Annotated in this window: 14 protein-coding genes; 9 read left to right on the forward strand and 5 right to left on the reverse strand. The window is 64.6% G+C overall.

The window, feature by feature from the left end; translation table 11 throughout:
• Positions 1-234: 234 nt before the first annotated feature.
• From ACZYGA_RS03560 to ACZYGA_RS03595, 8 genes are all read left to right on the forward strand, one after another.
• Positions 235-1,035, forward strand: coding sequence for an ABC transporter ATP-binding protein (locus ACZYGA_RS03560; protein ID WP_077378316.1), 801 nt, complete (start codon positions 235-237; stop codon positions 1,033-1,035).
• 164 nt (positions 1,036-1,199) lie between these two features.
• A complete protein-coding gene (locus ACZYGA_RS03565) occupies positions 1,200-2,018 on the forward strand; it encodes a transporter substrate-binding domain-containing protein (protein WP_077378313.1) in 819 nt (272 codons plus the stop codon).
• Between the two features lie 41 nt (positions 2,019-2,059).
• On the forward strand, positions 2,060-2,776 hold the full coding sequence (locus tag ACZYGA_RS03570; RefSeq protein WP_084207919.1) for an ABC transporter permease: 717 nt from the start codon (positions 2,060-2,062) through the stop codon (positions 2,774-2,776).
• A 41-nt stretch (positions 2,777-2,817) separates the two neighbouring features.
• The gene (locus ACZYGA_RS03575) at positions 2,818-3,570 is read left to right on the forward strand and encodes an ABC transporter permease (RefSeq protein WP_077378483.1); all 753 of its coding nucleotides are present in this window, start codon (positions 2,818-2,820) and stop codon (positions 3,568-3,570) included.
• A 251-nt stretch (positions 3,571-3,821) separates the two neighbouring features.
• Positions 3,822-4,586 carry a transporter substrate-binding domain-containing protein gene (locus ACZYGA_RS03580; protein ID WP_077378307.1) on the forward strand — a complete coding sequence of 255 codons (765 nt, stop codon included), beginning with the start codon at positions 3,822-3,824 and terminating at the stop codon, positions 4,584-4,586.
• Between the two features lie 310 nt (positions 4,587-4,896).
• Positions 4,897-6,183 (forward strand): efflux RND transporter periplasmic adaptor subunit, encoded by a 1,287-nt coding sequence (locus ACZYGA_RS03585; protein WP_417285794.1) that lies wholly within the window; start codon positions 4,897-4,899, stop codon positions 6,181-6,183.
• Complete coding sequence (locus tag ACZYGA_RS03590) at positions 6,180-9,317, forward strand: efflux RND transporter permease subunit (RefSeq protein ID WP_077378301.1); 3,138 nt, start codon at positions 6,180-6,182, stop codon at positions 9,315-9,317. Before ACZYGA_RS03585 ends, ACZYGA_RS03590 begins: the two co-directional genes overlap by 4 nt.
• Before the next feature lie 130 nt (positions 9,318-9,447).
• Complete coding sequence (locus tag ACZYGA_RS03595; protein ID WP_077378298.1) at positions 9,448-9,858, forward strand: hypothetical protein; 411 nt, start codon at positions 9,448-9,450, stop codon at positions 9,856-9,858.
• A gap of 92 nt (positions 9,859-9,950) precedes the next feature.
• On the opposite strand, the gene ACZYGA_RS03600 is transcribed toward ACZYGA_RS03595, so the two are convergent.
• The 4 genes from ACZYGA_RS03600 to ACZYGA_RS03615 all read right to left on the reverse strand — a co-directional run bounded on the left by ACZYGA_RS03600 (position 9,951) and on the right by ACZYGA_RS03615 (position 14,685).
• Positions 9,951-10,586, reverse strand: a complete 636-nt coding sequence (locus ACZYGA_RS03600; protein ID WP_077378295.1) for a nucleotidyltransferase family protein — start codon at positions 10,584-10,586, stop codon at positions 9,951-9,953.
• A gap of 8 nt (positions 10,587-10,594) precedes the next feature.
• Positions 10,595-11,620: an XdhC family protein gene (locus tag ACZYGA_RS03605; RefSeq protein ID WP_479398339.1), complete on the reverse strand. Its 1,026-nt coding sequence runs from the start codon at positions 11,618-11,620 to the stop codon at positions 10,595-10,597.
• A 103-nt stretch (positions 11,621-11,723) separates the two neighbouring features.
• Positions 11,724-14,105, reverse strand: coding sequence for a xanthine dehydrogenase family protein molybdopterin-binding subunit (locus tag ACZYGA_RS03610; protein WP_417285793.1), 2,382 nt, complete (start codon positions 14,103-14,105; stop codon positions 11,724-11,726).
• Complete coding sequence (locus ACZYGA_RS03615; RefSeq protein WP_103751465.1) at positions 14,092-14,685, reverse strand: (2Fe-2S)-binding protein; 594 nt, start codon at positions 14,683-14,685, stop codon at positions 14,092-14,094. The genes ACZYGA_RS03610 and ACZYGA_RS03615 overlap by 14 nt, the downstream gene beginning before the upstream one ends.
• A gap of 596 nt (positions 14,686-15,281) precedes the next feature.
• Here ACZYGA_RS03615 and ACZYGA_RS03620 point away from each other — a divergent pair.
• Positions 15,282-16,472, forward strand: coding sequence for an MFS transporter (locus tag ACZYGA_RS03620; RefSeq protein WP_077378283.1), 1,191 nt, complete (start codon positions 15,282-15,284; stop codon positions 16,470-16,472).
• Positions 16,473-16,581: 109 nt separating this feature from the next.
• Here ACZYGA_RS03620 and astB read toward each other — a convergent pair whose 3' ends face one another.
• A complete protein-coding gene (astB, locus tag ACZYGA_RS03625; protein WP_404625912.1) occupies positions 16,582-17,928 on the reverse strand; it encodes an N-succinylarginine dihydrolase in 1,347 nt (448 codons plus the stop codon).
• Positions 17,929-17,944 lie beyond the last annotated feature (16 nt).

Raw genomic sequence — 17,944 nt, forward strand, 5'->3', positions numbered from 1 at the left:
GCTGGTAGAATCTGCCCCCTTTCACGATCACGACCGTGATACCACTCGAGCGGCTGCGACGACATGGCCAGCTGCCAGCGAGATTCAGCTCGCCTGGCGACGTCATGCACCCTGTGCCGCCGTGTCGACAACGCACAAGTTCCCACGGGTCCGTGCCGCCCTGCGGCAGACTCAGGACGCGCCCGCGCCGCCTGGCAAGGCAGCGATGCGCTGCGTCTGGATCGGAGTAACGGCATGACCAAGACATCCCCCGGGATCGAGACCCCGAACCGCGAGGTGCTGCCCCTCGAGGTTCGCGACATCACCAAGTCCTTCGGCAGCAATCAGGTGCTCAAGGGCCTGTCGCTCAAGGCACGCAAGGGCGACGTCATCACGCTGATCGGTGCCTCTGGCTCCGGCAAGAGTACCTTTCTGCGCTGCATGAACCTGCTGGAACAGCCGGACGGTGGCGACATCTTCGTCCATGGCGAGCAGATCGGCTTCAAGGACACCCGCCGCGGTCGCGAGCCGATGGACTGGCGTCAGGTCGAGCGCATGCGCGCGCGCCTGTCGATGGTCTTCCAGGGTTTCAACCTGTGGTCACACATGACCCTGCTGGAAAACGTCATCGAGGCGCCGATCCACGTGCTCGGCAAGCCGAAGAAAGAAGCCATCGCGCACGCGCGCAGCCTGCTGGATCGCGTCGGCCTGCTCGAACGCGCCGACTACTACCCGGCCCAGATGTCGGGGGGCCAGCAGCAGCGTGGTGCCATCGCGCGCGCCCTGGCGATGGAGCCGGAAGTGATGCTGTTCGACGAGCCGACCTCGGCACTCGACCCGGAACTGGTCGGTGACGTGCTCAAGGTGATGCGCGATCTGGCCGAGGAAGGCCGCACCATGGTGGTGGTGACCCACGAGATGAGCTTCGCGCGCGACGTCTCGAGTCAGGTGGTCTACCTGCATCAGGGTCTGGTCGAGGAAGCCGGCGATCCGGCTGAGGTACTGGGCAATCCCCAGTCAGAGCGACTCAAGCAGTTCCTGGCGCCCAAGTACTGACAGGCAGGACTGATGAACAGGACTGACGGACGGCTCTGAACAACCGCTCGGTCCGCCGGCGCTTCCCCCGGCACGGTGATCCCGTGTCCGGCACATGATTCAGCACCGCGAGCGCCATGCCATCGGCAGGCCTCGAGGCGCAAGAGATTTCAGGAATGAAAGTGATGAAACAGTTCGCGACACGCGCCCTGATGGGCCTCACCCTCGGTCTCTCCACTCTCGCCATCTCGGCAGGCGCCGTGCAGGCCGCCGATGTGCCGGACCCGCTGCGCCTCGGCATCGACGTGCCCTACGCGCCCTTCGGCTACAAGCTGCCGAGCGGTGAGCTGACCGGCTTCGAGATCGAGCTGGGCAATGCCATCTGCGAGCAGCTCGCCACTCGCTGCGAGTGGGTCGAGCAGGACTTCGACGGCATCATCCCGGGCCTGATGGCACGCAAGTACGACGTCATCATGTCCGCGCTGACCATCAACCCGGAGCGTGAACGTCAGGTGCTGTTCTCCGCGCCCTACTTCACGCCGCCGTCCGGCTGGTTCGTCAAGGCGGACAGCCCGCTGGCCGGCGCGGACAGCCTCGATGCCGAGGCTCTCAAGGGCAAGGTGATCGGTGTCCAGCGCGGCAACCTGCAGGATCACTACGTCACCGACCTCTACGCCAGCGTGGCCGAGGTGCGTCGCTATACCAAGCTGGATGATCTGGTGCTGGACATGGACAGCGGTCGCGTCGATGTCGCCTTCCTTGATCTGCCGGTCGGTCAGGACACCCTGGTCGAGGCCAATGATGGCAATTTCGTCAATACCGGCAGCGCCATCAGCGAACCGAAGAAGTACTTCGGTGACGGCTTCGGCATCGCCATGAAGCAGCGCGATCGTGATCTCAAGAAATCCATCGACGAGGCACTGGACACGCTGAAGGCCGACGGCACGCTCGAGCGTCTCAACGCCAAGTACTTCGCCAGCGCCGCGACCGCCAACAGCCAGTAAACCGCTGAGCGGTTTGCACGGCGCTTCACGGGAGGATTCCCATGATCGACCTACAAGGCTACGGGCCAAGTCTGCTGGAGGGTGCCTGGGTCACGGTGCAGCTGGCCGTGCTGGCCCAGCTGCTGGCCATCGCCCTCGGGCTGATGACAGCGACCGCCAAGATGTCGCGTTCCACGCCACTGCGCTGGATCGCGACGCTCTACACCACCATCATCCGTGGCGTACCGGACATCGTGTTGATGCTGCTGCTGTTCTTCGGTGGTCAGATCGGCATCAACATGGTCACCGACTGGCTGTATGACCGCTATGACATCGATGTCTTCGTCAACGTCGACGAATTCACCGCGGGCGTCATCACCATCGGCTTCATCTTCGGCGCCTACATGGGTGAGACCTTCCGCGGTGCCTTCATGGCAGTGGATGCCGGCCAGATCGAGGCCGGACGTGCCTATGGCATGAGCAACTGGAAGGTCTTCAAGCGCATTCGCTTCCCGCTGATGATGCGTCACGCCCTGCCGGGGCTGGGCAACAACTGGATGGTACTGCTCAAGACCACCGCCCTGGTGTCGGTGATCGGGCTGGTCGACATGGTGCGTGTCGCCAGCGAGGCCGCCAAGGCGACCCATGAGCCCTTCACCTTCCTGTTGCCGGTCGCGGCGGGCTATCTGCTGATCGCCACCGTGTCCGAATGGGGGCTTTCGCGCCTCAAGAAGCGCTACAACACCGGATTCGGGGAGGCCAGCGCATGGAACAACTGAACGATGCGGGCCCGACAGGCATCATCGCCCAGCTTGGCCAGATGCTCGATGATGTGCTGAGCGACAACTACATCTTCACCGCCACCACTCTCTGGCACTACTGGGAGGGGCTGGTCACCACGGTGCAGCTGGTATTCCTGTCGCTGATCATCGGGCTGGTGCTGGCCGTGCCATTGGCGATCCTGCGCGGCTCGCGCCGCCGCTGGATCAAGATGCCGGTCTACCTGTACACCTATGTCTTCCGTGGTACCCCTCTGCTGATCCAGCTTTACCTGATCTACTACGGAGTGGTGTTCTTCGATGGCTTCGACATCTCGTTGGGAATCACCAGCGTGCATGTCCCCAGCATTCAGGACACCTGGCTGTGGGAGTACTTCCGTGACCCCTTCGTCCCGGCGCTGCTGGCCTTCGTGCTCAATACCGCGGCCTATACCACCGAGATCTTCCATGGTGCCATCCAGTCCACGCCCAAGGGCGAGATGGAAGCTGCACGCGCCTATGGCATGTCGCGGGGCAAGATGATGCGTCGCATCATTCTGCCCAGTGCCTTCCGACGTGCACTGCCGGCCTACGGCAATGAAGTCATCTTCATGCTGCATGCCAGCGCCATCTGCAGCGTGGTGACGCTGCTGGATCTCACCGGGGCGGCGCGTGACATCTATGCACGCTTCTATGCCCCCTTCGAAGCCTTCCTGTTCGTCGCCGCCATCTATCTGTGTCTGACCTTCACCATCATTGCCATCTTCAGGCAGCTGGAGAAACGTCTGCTGGCACACTTGAAACCATTGAATTGAACTGAAAGAAGCGCCTCTTGCCGGGCGCTTCTTTCGTTTTTCACTCCTGATCCAGCAATGCATCTCGTTTAACGAACGTTTGAATCCGACCATTTTCCCCCTTCACCACAGCGCAGGACTGGGCTAGTGTGGAGAACAATGGCTGACGACAGTCCTGTCTTCATCGGCGCAGACGCCTGATACCTTTTCAGGGAGCGTCTGGTGTCGCTGACACGTCAGCTCGACCAACAACAACGAGGAACGGGAACGACATGAAGAAGCTTCTGGGAATTTCCCTGCTGGGTGCAGCACTGATGGCCGGTGGCGCACAGGCCGCCGAGACACTGCGCATCGGCGTCGATGTGCCTTATGAGCCGATGGAATACAAGACACCGGACGGCGAGCTGACCGGCTTCGACATCGAGCTGGGCAATGCCATCTGCGCGAAGATCAACCGCGACTGCGAGTGGGTCATCCAGGCATGGGACGGCATCATCCCCGGCCTGATGGCACGCAAGTACGACGCCATCATGTCCTCGATGACCATCAACGAAGAACGCCGTGAGAAGGTGCTGTTCTCCGACACCTACATCACGCCGCCGTCTGCCTGGTTCGCGCCGTCCGACAGCGCGTTGAGCGCCACCTCCACCGAGGCCCTGGCGGGCAAGGCCATCGGCGTGCAGCGCGGCACCCTGCAGGACAACTACGTCACGGATCTCTACGCCAAGAATGCCGAGGTCAAGCGCTACACCACCGCCGATGACCTGGTGCTGGACATGGATGCGGGTCGCCTCGACATCGCCTTCCTCGACTTCCCGGTCGGCAAGTCCACCCTCATCGATGGCGGCAACGGCAACTACAAGGCCGTGGGGGAAGTGGTCACCGAGCCCAAGAAATACTTCGGCGACGGCTTCGGTATCGCCATGCGCAAGCGTGACAAGGACCTGGCCGAGCAGATCAACGGCGCACTGGCGGAACTGAAGGCCGATGGTACCTACGACACCATCCACACCAAGTACTTCGGCGAGAAGAAGTAAGATCGCCTCCCATGTCATGACGCGCGCGAGCTGACAGGCGCAAGTGACACGCAAGACAACACGTCCCGCTGGCATCTGCCGCGGGACTTTTGCGTTGAGACAGGGTCATTCCCGACCCAGCCCCTTCATCAGCGCCGCCGGGGAATGAGAGCAAGCCCCCGCCACGCCTGAGCCAGATGCCAAGTCATCGCGTCCCCTTGCACAATTGGTGCAAATTGAGAACCAAAGCAGTGTGGCTGAGAGGGCTTATCCCGTCTGCCCGGCCTCTCTAGGATGCCCAGCATCCCACTCCTGCAACGGTAGCTCCCCCATGTCGAGACATCCTTCACGTCCGGCGCGCCTTTCTCGTATCGCCTCTTCCCTGCTGTTGACCCTTGGCGGTCTCCTTGCGCTCAGCGCCTGCAGTGAAGGCGATGACGAGGCTTCCGCTGGCGCCCAGCCGACACCTCCCACGATGGAAGTCGTCGCGGCCAAGGCTCAGCCGGTCGCGGCTTGGCACACTTACACCACCCGCCTGGAATCTCCGCAGAGCGTACAGCTGCGCCCGCGCGTGAGCGGTGAAATCGAAGAGGTCCTGTTCACCGAAGGCAGTCAGGTGAGCGCCGGCACCCCGCTGGTCCGCCTCGATCAGCGCCCCTTCAAGGCCGAGGTTGATCGTCTGGAAGCCGAGGTGGCTCGCGTCAAGGCAGAACTGGCCAACGCCCGCAGTGAATCCGGACGCGCGGCCAGCCTGGTCAAGCGCAACCTGATCTCCCGCGAGGAAGCCGATTCACGCAGCACCAGCGTCTCCGGTCTCAACGCCCAGCTCAAGGCCGCCATCGCCCAGCTCGAGCGCGCCCGTCTGGATCTCGACTACGCCACGGTGCGTGCCCCGATCGATGGCCGACTGTCCAATGCCCGCATCACGCGCGGCAATACCGTTCAAGCCGGTCAGAGCGTGTTGACCACCCTGGTGGAAACCCGCCAGCTGGACGCCTATATCGACATCAGCGAGCTGACCTGGAATCAGGACTTTGCCGACGTCTCCGCCGAGGATCATCTGCCGGTGGAACTGCAGCTGGCAGGCCAGCAGGACTTCCCGTTCCAGGGCGAGCTCGACTTCATCGACAACAGCGTCGATATCGATACCGGTACCCTGCGCATTGGCGCCACCTTCACCGCAGAGGACCCTGCCCTGCGGCCGGGCGCCTTCGCGCGCCTGCGCATCGCCTCCCCCGAGATTCGCGACGCCGTGCTGATCCCGGAGCGTGCCATCGGCACCGATCTGGATCGTCAGTTCGTGCTGGTGATCGGCGAAGATGACACCCTCGCCTACCGTGGCATCACCACTGGCCCACGCTTTGGCCCGCTGCGTGCCGTCACCGATGGCCTGGCCGCCGGTGATCGCGTGCTGGCCGCCGGCCCCGCCAAGGCAGGCCCGGGCATGCCGATCACGCCCAAGCTGGTCGAGATGTCCGACAATGGTGCCCTCAAGGCCCTCGTCGAGCGTGTCGCTCGCCTGACGCAACACCAGAAGGATCAGCCGTCGCACGACAATGATCAGGATGCCGCGGCGCTGGCCGAGGCCGACCGCCAGGCAGCAGGAGGCCGTACGTGAACGTCTCCAGCTTCTTCATCAAGCGCCCGGTCTTCGCCGCGGTGCTGTCGATCCTGATCGTCATCTCGGGGCTGCTGTCACTGTTCCAGCTGCCCATCTCCGAGTATCCAGAAGTCGTGCCACCTACCGTGGTGGTGCGCGCCAACTACCCGGGCGCCAACCCGGAAGTCATCGGTTCGACCGTCGCCACGCCGCTGGAGCAGGAAATCACCGGCGTCGAAGGCATGCTGTACATGGACTCCCAGGCGACCTCCGACGGTAACCTGACCCTGACCGCGACCTTCGCGCTGGGCACGGATCTGGACAAGGCCCAGGTGCAGGTGCAGAACCGCGTGGCACGCGCCACGCCACGCCTGCCGCAGGAGGTGCAGCAGCTCGGCATCACCACCGAGAAGGCCTCGCCCAACCTGACGATGGTGGTCCACCTGACCTCCCCGGATGGCCGCTATGACCAGCTGTGGCTATCCAACTACGCGCGCCTGAATCTCAAGGACAACCTCGCCCGTCTCGACGGCGTCGGTGACGTGCGCCTGTTCGGTGCTGGCGAGTATTCCATGCGCGTATGGCTGGACCCGGACGCCGTGGCGGCGCGTGGACTGTCTGCCGGTGACGTGATCAGTGCGCTGCGCGCCCAGAACCAGCAGGTCGCCGCCGGGTCCGTCGGTGCCCAGCCCGCCCCGGATGACAACCAGTTCCAGCGCCTGCTCAATGTGCGCGGACGTCTCGAGAGCACGCAGGAATTCGAGAACATCGTCATCCGTGTCGATGAGGATGGCCGCCTGACGCGCCTGAAGGATGTCGCACGTGTCGAACTGGGTGCCGACAGCTACTCGCTGCGCGCGCAACTCGACGGCAAGGATGCGGTGGCGATGCCGATCTTCCAGCGCCCCGGTTCGAATGCCATCGCGCTGTCGGATGCGGTCCGCGAGCGCATGAGCGAGATGTCCGATGCCTTCCCCGATGGTGTCAGCTACGACATCGTCTACGACCCCACCGTCTTCGTGCGCGGCTCCATCGAGGCGGTCATCGATACCCTGTTCGAGGCCATCCTGCTGGTCGTGATCGTGGTGATCCTGTTCCTGCAGACTTGGCGCGCCTCGATCATCCCGCTGATCGCGGTGCCGGTCTCGCTGATCGGCACCTTCGCGGTCATGCAGCTGATGGGTGTCTCGATCAATACGCTGTCGCTGTTCGGACTGGTACTGGCCATCGGTATCGTGGTCGATGACGCCATCGTGGTGGTGGAGAATGTCGAGCGAAACATCGAGCTGGGCCACTCCCCCATCGAGGCGACCCAGATCGCCATGCGCGAGGTGACCGGCCCGATCATCGCCATCGCGCTGGTGCTGACGGCGGTCTTCGTGCCCACCGCCTTCATCAGCGGCCTGAGCGGCCAGTTCTACAAGCAGTTCGCGCTGACCATCACCATCTCGACGCTGATCTCGGCCTTCAACTCACTGACCCTGTCGCCGGCGCTCTCGGCCCTGCTGCTCAAGCCGCACGGTGCCAAGCCGGACTGGCTGACACGCCTCATCGATGGCCTGTTCGGACGCTGGCTGTTCGCGCCGTTCAACCGGGCCTTCAATGCCATGTCCAACGGCTACACCGGCCTGATCAAGAAGCTGCTGCGCTTCGGTGTCATCGTCGGCGTGATCTATCTGGCCCTGCTCGGCGCCACCGGCAAGCTGTTCGACAGCGTGCCCGGCGGCTTCATCCCGGGACAGGACAAGCAGTATCTGGTCGCGATGGCTCAGCTGCCGGACGCGGCAAGCCTTGATCGCACCACCGAGGTCATCAACGAGATGCAGAAGCTGGCACTCGAGACACCGGGGGTCGCCCATACCGTGGCCTTCCCGGGGCTGTCGGTGAACGGCTTCGTCAATGCCTCCAATTCCGGCATCCTGTTCACGCCGCTGGATGACTTCGAGGATCGCCAGTCGCCCCAGCTCTCCGGCCAGGCGATCGCCGCCGAGCTCAACCGCAAGTTTGCCGGCATCGACGAAGCCTTCGTCGCCGTCTTCCCGCCGCCGCCGATTCTGGGTCTGGGGACCACGGGCGGCTTCAAGTTGCAGCTGCAGGACCGCGGCAACCAGGGCTTCGATCAGCTGTTCGCCGCCGTGCAGACCATCACCGCCAAGGGCAATGCCGACCCGCGCCTGAGCAGCGTCTATTCCAGCTTCCGCATCCAGGTGCCGCAGTACGACATCGATGTGGACCGCGAGCAGGCGATGATCATGGGCGTCCCGGTGGAACGCGCCTTCGAGACCCTGCAGATCTACATGGGCTCGCTGTACGTCAATGACTTCAACCGCTTCGGGCGTACCTATCAGGTACGCGCCCAGGCCGAGCAGTCGGCGCGTCTCGACCCGGATGACATCCGCAATCTCAAGGTGCGCAGCGACAACGGGCGCATGATTCCGCTGGGCAGCTTCGTCAAGGTGACGCCGACCACCGGGCCGGACCGCGTGATGCACTACAACACCTATGTCAGCGCCGACATCAACGGCTCGCCGGCACCGGGTGTCTCCAGTGATCAGGCCAAGGCCGCCATCGAGGAAGTGCTGGCAGCCAATCTACCCCAGGGCATCGGCTACGAGTGGACGGAGGTGACCTACCAGCAGGTGCTGGCCGGCAACACCATGATCTATATCTTCCCGCTGGTGGTGCTGCTGGTGTTCCTGGTGCTGGCTGCCCAGTACGAGAGCTGGTCGCTGCCGCTGGCGATCATCCTGATCGTGCCGATGACGCTGCTGTCGGCACTGGCTGGCGTGTGGCTGACGGGAGGCGACAACAACATCTTCACGCGGATTGGGTTGATCGTGCTGGTGGCGCTGGCCTGCAAGAACGCCATCCTGCTGGTCGAGTTCGCCCGTGAGCAGCAGCATGAAGGTCAGAGTCGCCTGGATGCCGTGCTGACGGCCTGTCGCCTGCGGCTGCGGCCCATCCTGATGACCTCGGTGGCCTTCACCGCCGGCGTGGTGCCGCTGGTACTGGCCACCGGTGCCGGCAGCGAGATGCGCCAGGCGATGGGCGTGGCGGTGTTCTCCGGCATGATCGGCGTCACCGTGTTCGGCCTGTTGCTGACGCCACTGTTCTATGTCGGCATCCGCAGGATGGTCGAGAAGCGTACCTAGAGAAGCCGGGGCTTCACGGACCACACCGCCAGTGCGGCGACGCGAGATGATTCGCCGCACTGGCTTGCCTCGCCGCATCGTCTCGGCACACCGCCGAACCTACATTGTTCAATACTCGGGAGCGGGTAGCATGTACGCCGATACCTTCAATGATCTGGCCCTTGAGGCTGAACTCGAGAACTTCGCGCATCGCTGGTTCTCTCTGCTCAACCGCCTGGCGCCGTCCCTCGAGCTGGCCGAGCTGCTGGGAGACGATGCCGTGATCCAGCTGCTGGATGAGACGCTCACTGGCAGCGAATTCCTGACCAATTGGGAACAGCGCCGTGATGATCTGCTGATCAACAGTCATGCACTGGGCTGGGTACGTGCCCGACGCGAGAGTCTCGACACGGCCACCCTGCGCATGGGCGGCGAGCACCGCGCCGCGCATCACGACGGCAGCGTGCTGCACACGCATTTCGATGCCGAGTGGGTGCTGGATCTGAGCTGGGGTGAGCCACGCATCCAGCGCATCAAGCTGCTGGACGTGCGCACGCTGTAGAATGCGGATGAGCAGACACAAGGACGCCCCGTCACCTGAAGGTGACGGGGCGTCCTTGTGTCTGGCGCGATGGCTTGCCGCCCAACGCTTGCTCAGGCATTTGGGGGTGGGAGACTTCGCCGCCTTTCCGCCAGCATCGCCGGTGTATCGATATCGTCGAGAATGCCGGCATCGCTGACGACCACCTCACGCAAGGCATCACGATGTCGAAGGATCACTTCCCGCGCACCCTCACCGCCCTCAAGCGCTGCCAGCTCACGCCATAGCGTCCGCCCGAACAGCACCGGATGCCCGGGCCTGCCCTTCTCGCCTGTCAGTACCGGCCGCACCACATGCTCCGCACTCGCCTCACGGTGCAAGGCGTGAAAGGTCTGCGGCGTGATCCGCGCCATGTCCGCCAGCCATACCGCCGCCACCTGCACATGCGCCAGGGTGGCGTCCTCACTCAGCTGACGGAAGGCATCGCCGAGACTGGCGCCGAGGCCGTTGCCCGCCTGCGGCGCACGCCAGATTCGCCGGGCATGCTCACGCGCGAAGTCATCTCCCAGCAGTGCGGCGGGATCATCGTCCTCACGCAACAGCAGACGCCAGTCCACCTCACAGGACATGACCTGCGAAAGCGTCGCCATCAACAGTGTCTGGCCATCCGCCAGACAAGCCTGACGCTTGTCACTGCCAAAACGGCGACTCTGACCGGCCGCCATCACCAGAATGATCGTCTCACTCATGTCGGGTCTCACAGACTTTCCCGAGCGCGCCCACGCCGGATGCGCACGATATCGGCCATCACCGCCAGCGCGATCTCGGCCGGTGTCTTGCTGCCCAGATTCAGCCCGATCGGCATCACGATACGCGCAATCTCCTCGGCGCTGAGCCCACCGCTGCGTGCCAGCCGCTCGGCGCGCGCCTGAGAGGTACGCTGCGAGCCCATCACGCCAATGTAGAACGCGGGCTGGCGTACCGCCTCGATCATCGCGAGATCATCAATGCGTGGATCATGGGTCAGCGCCACCACGGCAGTGGCGGCATGGCAGCCCCCCGCCGCGATGAAGCGCGAGGGCAGCTCACGACGCAGGGTGACACCGGCGAGCGGCGTCTTGCGGGCATCCCAGTCCGCCAGCACTTCCTCGCGTGGCTCGCAGATGATCACCTCGAAGCCGAGGCTGACGGCGAAGGCCGCGCAGGCTTCCGCCACCGGCGAGAGTCCCGCCAAGAGCAGACGCGCCACCGGCCCGACCCTGAGCTGATAGCCGTACGCCTCGCCCTCATGGCCCTTGAGTAGCTCGACCCGCTCCCCCAGCCCGCTGTCCTGCTGAAGCGCACGCGCCCCATCCCCCGCCAGCATGACCTGACGCAGACGCGGCGTCTGACCCTCGAGTGCCTCGCGCAGTGCCTTGAGATGCGCGATGTCCGCCTCGCTGGCCGTGAAGCGCTCGACCAGCACGTCCAGCAAGCCACCGCACGGCAAGGCGATCCCCGCGCCCTGATGGCCGCCCTCGCCATAGCGGATCACCTGGGCGCTCGCGGTGAATTCGCCTCCCGCCAGGCGCGCCAGGAAGTCCTCCTCGACACAGCCACCGGACAACGAGCCACGATGCTGGCCATCGGCACGCGCCACCAGCCAGGCACCCGGCTCACGCGGTGAGGAGCCGAAGGTGGACAGCACCGTACACAGCCAGATCGGGCTGTCAGGCCGCGTGCCATCTGACGGCGCCAGCCAGTCGATCGCCTGACAGATCACTTCAAGATCAAGATGTTGCATCAAAAATCTCTCATATCGGAAGCCGGCTCCCAGCCAGAAGACACGAAACCCGCCACCCGGGCATGCCGGAGTGGCGGGTATCAGACGCATTCATCGGTGAGGATCAGGCCTCGCTGAGCGCGGCCTTGAGCGCCGCCGGGCGCATCGGCAGATCACGCAGGCGAACGCCTACGGCATGATGGATGGCATTGGCCACCGCCGGTGCGACCACCGTGGTACCCGGCTCGCCAAGACCGACAGGCATCTCGGTACTGTCAACGAACTCGAGATCCATCTGCGGCACCTGATGCATGCGCAGCGGCTGGTAGGCGCCCAGATTCTGCGCCACCGGGCCACCCTCGCGGTATTCGGTGCCTTCGTGCAGCGCCATCGAGACGCCCCACAAAAGCGAGCCCTCCAGCTGCGCCATGGCGCCATCCGGGTGTGCGAGGGTACCGGCATCGACGACACTGGTCAGCTTCTCGATCTTGACCTCGCCAGTGGCGCGATCGACCTTGACCCGTGCCACGCAGGCCACCCAGGTCGGCATGCTGCGTTCCTGACCGAAGCTCAGCGCCACGCCCATGCCGGTATCTTCCGGCAGGCTGTCACGCTCGCTCCAACCGGACTTCTCCATCACGCGCGTGAGCACGTTGCGCAGACGTTCCGCCCCGCCCGTGCTGACCGGCGCCTTGCCGGCATTGCGGCCTTCGGCGTCCAGCAGCGAGAGGCGGAATTCGGCCGGATCCTGCTCGGCTGCCTGCGCCAGCTCATCGATGTGCTGCTCGACCGCCCATAGCGTCCAGCCCGGTGCGACGGAGCGCAGATACCCCGGCACGAAGGCCTCATGAGCGACCTCGTTCTGCTGCGCCCAGACACGCTGGGTGCCGACGTTGTACCAGTGGTCCGCGCCACTGATGGAGAAGGAATCCAGCTTGCCACCGCCTTCCACGGCTTCGGCGAGGAAGCTCGGCATCAGCGCGGCAGTCGGCCAGCCTGCCGCGGCGGCGTGCTCGGAGGCCACGACACGGCCATCGGCATCCAGACCGGAACGCACACGCTGCACCGAGGGCGAGCGCACGCAATCGAAACGGCTATCGTCCGGGCGCGTGAAGATCATCTTGACCGGACGTCCCACGGCCTTGGCCGCCAGTGCCGCCGGCACGGCGTAGTCACCGTGGAGACGACGCCCGAAGCCACCGCCCAGATACAGCTGGTGGTGAGTGATCTTGCCATCCCCGACGTCCAGCGCCTTGGCGACGAGGGGAATCAGCAATGACTGCTGCTGGTTGCCACAGTGGACATGCCAATGCCCCTCCTCCTCATAGGCCAGTGCATTGGCCGGCTCCAGAGTGAAGTGCAGCACGCTTGAGGTGGTGAAGGTGGACTCCACCGTGGTCGCCGCACCTTCGATCAGCGCGGAAGGGTCACCCTGATCCACCATCAGCGAGCCATTGTCACGACTCGGGGCGCTGACCAGTCGCTGGCCTTCTGCCTGGATCGCCGCCTCATCGACGTGATAGCTGTCGCCCTTGCTCCATTCCACCTTGAGCAGGTCGGTGGCACGCATGGCCGCCGAGAAGTTGTCGGCGATGACCGCAAGCCACCCCTGACACATGCCGGACGGATCCTTGAGCTCAATGGTCTGGCGATAGCCGATGACCTTCTGGGCTTCGCTGTCATCCACGGCCGTGACCTTGCAGCCGAAGCGACTCGGCGGCAACACCGGGCGCGCATGCAGCGTCTTGCCGACACGGGCTTCCACCTCGGCAGGCAGGGTGTAATCGATGCCGTAGACCGCCTGACCGTTGGTCTTGGCCGGCACGTCCAGCGCATTGCCCTTGGTGCCGAGCACGCGGCGCTCGGAGGCCGGCTTGAGCTCGATGGCCGCCAGCTCATCTTCCGTGAAGCTGCGCTCAAGGCCTGCCGCGACGATCTCGCCATAGCCCAGTGACTGATCGCCACTGATGACACGGCCCTTGCGCGCCTTGCAGCTCTCGACGGACACGCCCATCTGTCTGGCGCCCGCTTCGATCAACGCGATACGCCCGGCAGCCCCCGCCTGCGACAGCGGCTGGTAGCTGTGATTCACCGACCAGCTGCCGCCGGTGATCATGTAGCCCCACTTGGGATCGCTGTCGACGTAGACGATCTCGACGGAGGCCAGATCGGCCTCGAGCTCCTCGATGACCAGACGCGCCAGGCTGGTGGCGACGTGCTGTCCCATCTCGGCCTTGGTGATATGGATGGTGATGGTGCCGTCAGTGCCGATGGCATACCACATGGTCGGCTCGAAGGCGCCGGCGGACAGCGTCTCGCTGGCAGAGCGGCCGTCATCGGCGCCGCTAGCCAGGGCTGCGCCGGAGACCCCGAACGCCAGCATCGCGGAACCCGCGACACTGCCGATCAAAAAACCACGCCGCGTGATGCCGTGCTGGCTCGAGGGGTGACGAGTGGCTGCCTGAGCGCGCTGATGCCGGCCCAGCGTATCTTCAAACCTTGCCATGAGATGTCTCCTCGGCAGCAGAATGGCTCACGGCATCTGCCGTGGCACGCGGATCGAATGTGCCGACACCGGCAGTCGCGGCGGTGGCCTCGGTCTGCTGGCCCATCACCTGCGCCGTGTCGCGCTCACTGGCGATCGCGGCGGCACGCTTCACCGCACGATGGATACGCACGTACGCCATGCAACGACACAGGTTGCCCGCCATGGCGGCAGTGACCTGCTCATCGGTGGGGTTCGGTGTGTGCTTGAGGAAGTCAGCGGCCTGCATGATCTGGCCGGACTGGCAGTAACCGCACTGCGGCACCTGCTCCTCGACCCAGGCTTGCTGTAGCGGGTGGTCATCGTTCTCGGCCAGCCCCTCGATGGTGACGATGTCACCACCCTCGGCGGCCAGTACCGGCAGGACACAGGTGCGCGCCGCGGTGCCGTTCAGGTGCACGGTGCAGGCGCCGCACTGGGCGATTCCGCAACCGAACTTGGTACCGGTCAGGCCCAGGTGTTCACGCAGCACCCAAAGCAACGGGGTTTGCGGATCGACCTCGAGACTGACGGCCTTGCCGTTCAGAGTGAAGTTGGCCAAGGGGCTTCTCCTCAGGAGCATGAAGCAGGGGGACAGGGTTCGGACAACGCGTGCAGGGTGTCGCGGCCAGCCATGGCGTCATCTGACTGACGTGGCGTGGGTTCGGCGTCAGGGACCGACCCCAGGCTTTGAGGCCTGGCACGATTCGAATCGGTGAATTCTACAGGTCACGATTCGGCACCACGGTGCCAAAAAGGAAACAGTGTGATGTCACTGGGCTCATCATGGCCATGCAGATGCTGTCTCGCATGCCACACAGTATAGCGTTTCACGCCTTGTCATCGGCAGATGTTTGCATGACATCGGTCCGCCTCGGGACTGGGCCGGTAGCGGTCGAGAATGATGGCGGCGCACCGGAGCGAGGACTCCCGCGAAGCCATGTGACTGCCTGGTATGGACGAGAGTGTCGCAGACGCGTCTGACAGTGGCGTATCCGGCATCTGTACTTTTATGAGAATAAAGTGAAATGTAGCGAGAGTCCTCATGGAGGATGTTCCGCCCATGGCCAGCACCGGGCGCAGGGACCGCAAGAACTGCAAGAACTGCAAGAACTGCAAGAACAACGACAATAACGATTCCCGGCATGAGGATCTGACATGCAACTCAACTGGAAGGCGGCGATCGCGCTGGCAGCGCTGATACTCGCCATCAATACCGGCGCGCGCCAGGCGATGGGCTTCATGCTGCCACCGATGGCCAGCGAGCTTGCCTGGGGCATGGGCAGCCTGTCATTCGCGCTCGCCATCCAGAATCTGGTCTTCGGGCTGGCCGCGCCCATCGCCAGCAAGCTGTCGGATCGCTTCGGCACGCTCAGCGTCTTCCTGGTCGGCAGCCTGTGCTATGCGGTCGGCATGGGCGTCACCGCCCTCTGGCCGACTCCGACGGTGTGGATGCTGGGCGCCGGCGTGCTGGCCGGCATCGGTATCGGGGCGACCACCTTCCCGCTGGTGCTGGCCGCCGTCACGCGCGTGGTTCCCCTCCAGCATCGTGGCATCGGCCTGGGCATCGCCTCGGCCGGCGGCTCCTTCGGGCAGCTAGTCTACTCGGTCGCGACCCCGATGCTGGTGCTGATCGACTGGAAGATCGCCATGCTGGCGCTCGGCGCCAGCTGTCTGCTGCTGATTCCCATGGCCCTGCCCTTGCTGCGTCGCCCGCCGGCCGGCAGTGAAACACAGGCAGAGGATGTCCCGAGCCAGGGCCCGCTGCTGCAGGACCGGCGCTTTCTGGCGCTGGCCGGCGGCTTCTTCGTCTGCGGCGTGCACGTCGCCTTCATCGCCACCCACCTGCCCAATTTCGTGGTCGCCTGCGGTCTGCCCCTGAACGTGGCCGGCAACACGCTGGCGATCATCGGCGCGCTCAATATCGCCGGCACCATCCTGTTCGGTGCCTGGGGCGGCCGCCGTCACCCGCCGCAGCTGTTGATGCTGATCTATCTGTGCCGCGCCGCACTAGTGATGGCGATGGTGGTCATCCCGCCCAGCAGCATGCTGCTCTACGCCTTCGGCGCGATCATGGGCGTGCTGTGGCTGTCGACGGTGCCACTGACCAGCCAGGCCGTCGCGCTCTACTTCGGCCAGAAGCGTCAGGCCTTCGTGTTCGGCATGGTGCTGGCCGCGCATCAGGTCGGCGCCTTCCTGGGGGCCTGGGGCGGTGGTGTGGTCTATCAGCTGACCGGCAGCTACGACCTGCTGTGGATCGCCAGCGGCATCTTCGGTCTGCTGGCCGCGCTCGTGCACTGGCCGGTGCGCCGCGAGCCCAAGCGCATGGTGCAGCCACAACTGGCCTGAGTCGCGCCACGGCATCTGATTCTCAAATGTCAGACCACACCTCCACAACGACACAGCCCCCATCGGCGAACCCGATGGGGGCTGTGTCGTATGGGCTCGGGCCAGGCGATCAACGCTGGAAGGCGTAGACATTGCCGACCTTCAACAGCCGCGTCAGCTCATCCAGCGCCGCCAGTGTCTCCTCGGCCAGCTGCGGGTCGGCGAGATCCGCCGGCGTCAGGCTGTCACGATAGTGACGCTTGACCCAGTCACCCAGCTCGCCGTGCAGCTGATCCGTCATCATCACACGCCCGGACAGCGCGGCGCGCTCGGCGTCACTCAGTACCACGCGCAGACGCAGGCAGGCCGGGCCACCGCCATTGCGCATGCTCTGCTTGACGTCCTTGACCAGCACTTCCCCGATCGGGTTCGGGCCGGCCAGAATCGCATTCTGCAGCGCATTCCATACCGCCTCGTTCTCCTGACACTCGCCCGGCACCACCAGCGTCATGCTGCCATCGTCATTGGAGAGCAACTGCGAGTTGAAGAGGTAGGAGGAGACGGCATCCTCGAGGCTGACGGCTTCCAGCGGCACGCGGATCGGGATCAGCGGTGTGGACAGTTTCGCGCGAATTTCGTTGAGCACCGCCTCCTCATCGCGGAAGGCCAGCTCGTGATAGAACAGCACCGGGCCATTGCCCACCGCGATGACATCGTTGTGGAAGACACCGGCATCGATGGCCTCCGGATGCTGCTGGGCGAACACCACCTGATCCTCGCTCAGGCCATGCTGACGCGCGACGGCCTGACTGGCTTCCAGTGTCTGACGCGCCGGATAGCGACGCGGTTCGACGCCGTCACCGCCGAAGGCCTGACGGCCATAGACGTAGAGATGCACGCCCGGCCCGCCGTGGCCATCACACAGCCGCGTATGATTGGCCGCACCTTCATCGGAGAAGGCCGGCGTCGCGGGCAGCGCAGGATGATGCGCGAAATGGGCATCGTCGGCGAAGATGGCACCGAGGATGCGTCCGGTGGTCGCGGGCTCCAGGTAGCGGTGGAAACTGGATTGCAGGTTGGCCGGCGTGAAGTGCACGCGGCCATCACCGCTGTCGCGCGAGGGCGTGACGGTGGCGGCGTTCGCCGTCCACATGCTGGAGGCGGAACACACCGCGCGCAGAAGCTGCGGTGCCTGCTCGCTGGCCGCCTTCAACACCTGGGCATTGCTGCCGGTGAAGCCGAGATCACGCAGTGCGCCAAGGTCCGGGCGCTGCTGCGGCAGCAGAATCCCCTGTGCATAACCCAGATCCGCCAGCGACTTCATCTTGTCGAGGCCCTGCAACGCGGCTTCGCGCGGGTTGGAGGCCAGGCCGCCGTGGCGCATCGAGGCCACGTTGCCATGTGCCAGACCGGCGTAGTTGTGGGTCGGGCCTACCAGGCCATCGAAATTGATCTCGTGATACGGGGTGTCGGACATGAAGGTCTCCTGCCAC

The organism is Cobetia sp. BL01, assembly GCF_056493605.1.

Coding starts and splice junctions, on each gene's coding strand:
- ACZYGA_RS03560 (WP_077378316.1), top strand. CDS start 235: ATGACCAAGACATCCCCCGGGATCGAGACCCCGAACCGCGAGGTGCTG.
- ACZYGA_RS03565 (WP_077378313.1), top strand. CDS start 1,200: ATGAAACAGTTCGCGACACGCGCCCTGATGGGCCTCACCCTCGGTCTC.
- ACZYGA_RS03570 (WP_084207919.1), top strand. CDS start 2,060: ATGATCGACCTACAAGGCTACGGGCCAAGTCTGCTGGAGGGTGCCTGG.
- ACZYGA_RS03575 (WP_077378483.1), top strand. CDS start 2,818: ATGCTCGATGATGTGCTGAGCGACAACTACATCTTCACCGCCACCACT.
- ACZYGA_RS03580 (WP_077378307.1), top strand. CDS start 3,822: ATGAAGAAGCTTCTGGGAATTTCCCTGCTGGGTGCAGCACTGATGGCC.
- ACZYGA_RS03585 (WP_417285794.1), top strand. CDS start 4,897: ATGTCGAGACATCCTTCACGTCCGGCGCGCCTTTCTCGTATCGCCTCT.
- ACZYGA_RS03595 (WP_077378298.1), top strand. CDS start 9,448: ATGTACGCCGATACCTTCAATGATCTGGCCCTTGAGGCTGAACTCGAG.
- ACZYGA_RS03600 (WP_077378295.1), bottom strand. CDS start 10,586: ATGAGTGAGACGATCATTCTGGTGATGGCGGCCGGTCAGAGTCGCCGT.
- ACZYGA_RS03605 (WP_479398339.1), bottom strand. CDS start 11,620: ATGCAACATCTTGATCTTGAAGTGATCTGTCAGGCGATCGACTGGCTG.
- ACZYGA_RS03610 (WP_417285793.1), bottom strand. CDS start 14,105: ATGGCAAGGTTTGAAGATACGCTGGGCCGGCATCAGCGCGCTCAGGCA.
- ACZYGA_RS03620 (WP_077378283.1), top strand. CDS start 15,282: ATGCAACTCAACTGGAAGGCGGCGATCGCGCTGGCAGCGCTGATACTC.
- astB (WP_404625912.1), bottom strand. CDS start 17,928: ATGTCCGACACCCCGTATCACGAGATCAATTTCGATGGCCTGGTAGGC.